Consider the following 2,434-nt stretch of genomic DNA (forward strand, 5'->3'; position numbering starts at 1 on the left):
CGTCGCGCCTGGCCCGCTGGGGATGAAGCTGGGCGACGACGCTCCGCAGCTGTGGGCGCTGGCCGAAGCGGGACTTTCCAGCGGGATCGTCCAGTACGGCAAGGGCGGCGAACTGCTGACGCTCGCGGTCAAGCTGGTCAGTGGCGCGGCCGGGTTCGTCATCACCTTCGAGGACATCACCCGCCAGTTGCTCGATCAGCGCCAGGCCGCGTGGTCCGACGTCGCCCGGCGGATCGCGCACGAAATCAAGAACCCGCTGACCCCGATCCAGCTCGCCACCGAACGGCTCAGCCGGCGCTATGGCAAGCAGATCACCGACAATCCCGAACTGTTCGCCGAGTTGACCGCGACAATCATCCGGCAAGTGGGTGACTTGCGCAAAATGGTCGACGAGTTTTCGTCTTTTGCGCGCCTGCCCAAGCCGGCCTTCCGCAGCGAAGACCCGATCGATCTCGCACGACAGGCGCTTTTTCTACAGGAAGTCGCCCGGCCCGACATTGCTTTCTCCTTCAGTGCCAAGGGCAAGGTTCCCGCAATTGCCTGCGATCGTCACCAGTTTGGACAGGCGATGACCAATGTGCTCAAGAACGCCATCGAGGCCATCGACGCGCGCGGCAAGGGCGCCGCTGGCCCGGTTTCCGGGCGCATCTCGGTGGCAATGCGCCAGGACGGTGAAACGATTCTGGTGTCGATCGAGGACAACGGCATTGGCCTGCCCAAAGACGGCGAGCGCATCGTCGAGCCATACGTCACCACGCGCGAGAAGGGGACTGGCCTCGGCCTCGCCATCGTCAACAAGATCGTCGAGGAACACGGCGGTGAGATGACTTTCGCCACGGCAAAGGGCGGCGGCGCGCGGGTGACCATGCGCTTCGCCCGCGATCCGTTGGCGGGCAAACGTACTGCTGAGGCTGCCGAATAATGCATATTGCCGCGAAGGACACCTGATGGCGCTCGACATTCTGATCGTTGATGACGAACGCGACATTCGCGAGCTGGTGGCCGGCGTGCTCAGCGATGAGGGCTACGAATGCCGCACGGCGGGCGACAGTGCCTCGGCGCTGGCGGCGGTTGACGCACGCCGCCCCTCGTTGGTGCTGCTCGATGTCTGGCTGCACGGCAGCCCGATGGACGGGCTCGAAGTGCTCGATGCGATCAAGCAGCGAGAGCCGGATCTGCCGGACATCGTCTAATCAGGCCATGGCAACATCGAAACCGCCGTCGCGGCCATCGGGCACGGTGCGGTCGATTTCATCGAGAAGCCCTTCGAGGCCGAAAAGCTGCTCCACCTCGTTGCCCGCGCGACCGAGACCGAACAGTTGCGCCGCGAGAACGCCCAGCTGCGCCAGGGCTTTGCCACAGCCGATGAATTCACCGGCAACAGCACCGCGATCAATTCGGTCCGCGCCACGATCAAGCGCGTCGCCAACACCGGCAGCCGCCTGCTGATCTCGGGGCCTGCGGGTTCCGGCAAGGAAGTCGCCGCCCGGCTGCTGCATGCCTGGAGCAACCGCACGGACAAGGCCTTCGTCAGCGTCAATTCCGCCCGCATCACGCCTGAACGGTTCGAGGCCGAGCTGTTCGGCGAGGAAGCAGACGGCAGCCTGCTGCGCCCGGGCCTGTTGGAGACCGCCGACGGCGGCACACTTTATCTCGACGAAGTGGCAGACATGCCGCTTTCCACGCAGGCTCGCATCCTGCGGGTGCTCACCGATCAGGCATTCGTGCGGGTGGGCGGCAACCGCCAGATCCGCGTCGATGTGCGGGTTGTTTCGTCGACATCGCGTAATCTTGAGGAGGAGATCGCTGCCGGGCGGTTCCGCGAAGACCTGTTCTATCGTCTCAACGTAGTTCCCATTCTGGTGCCGCCACTTGCGGACCGACGCGACGACATTCCTGCGCTCGCCGGGCATTTCTTCGCCCGCTATGCCCGCGATCAGGGCATTCCGCCGCCCGAAGTGGGCAATGACGCAATGGCCGCGTTGCAGGCCTACGAATGGCCGGGCAATGTGCGCCAGCTGCGCAATGTCATCGAACGCACGATTATCCTCGCCCCGCGTGACCGGCTGGCAGTGATTCAGGTCGACATGCTGCCAGCCGAGATTCTGAGTGAGCGCATCCAGAGCGATTCGCGCCTCTCTGCGCTGATGGCCGTGCCACTGCGCGAGGCGCGTGAGAACTTTGAGCGAGAATATCTCAAAGTGCAGATTCGCCGATTTTCAGGCAACATTTCCAAGACCGCCGGCTTCATCGGCATGGAACGCTCGGCACTGCACCGCAAACTCAAGCTGCTCGGCATGGGCGAACGGCGCGATGACGAGGACGAGGAATAATCGCGCTGACAGCGCTTTCACGTTTACCGGCAGTCGATTCCACGATAAACACGATCTGTCTTCGGCCTGACTGTTCACAGTCCGGCCAGATTGCGGACCGC

The 2,434-nt window shown here is 63.7% G+C and carries 1 protein-coding gene and 1 pseudogene; both read left to right on the forward strand.

The window, feature by feature from the left end; all coding sequences use genetic code 11:
• Positions 1-922: ATP-binding protein (locus RMO89_RS11970; RefSeq protein ID WP_310533341.1), on the forward strand; the 922-nt coding region annotated here is incomplete at its 5' end.
• Positions 923-947: 25 nt separating this feature from the next.
• Positions 948-2,333: pseudogene (locus RMO89_RS11975) on the forward strand (sigma-54-dependent transcriptional regulator).
• Positions 2,334-2,434 lie beyond the last annotated feature (101 nt).

It is taken from the genome of Novosphingobium sp. (genome assembly GCF_031424035.1).
Classification (GTDB): domain Bacteria; phylum Pseudomonadota; class Alphaproteobacteria; order Sphingomonadales; family Sphingomonadaceae; genus Novosphingobium.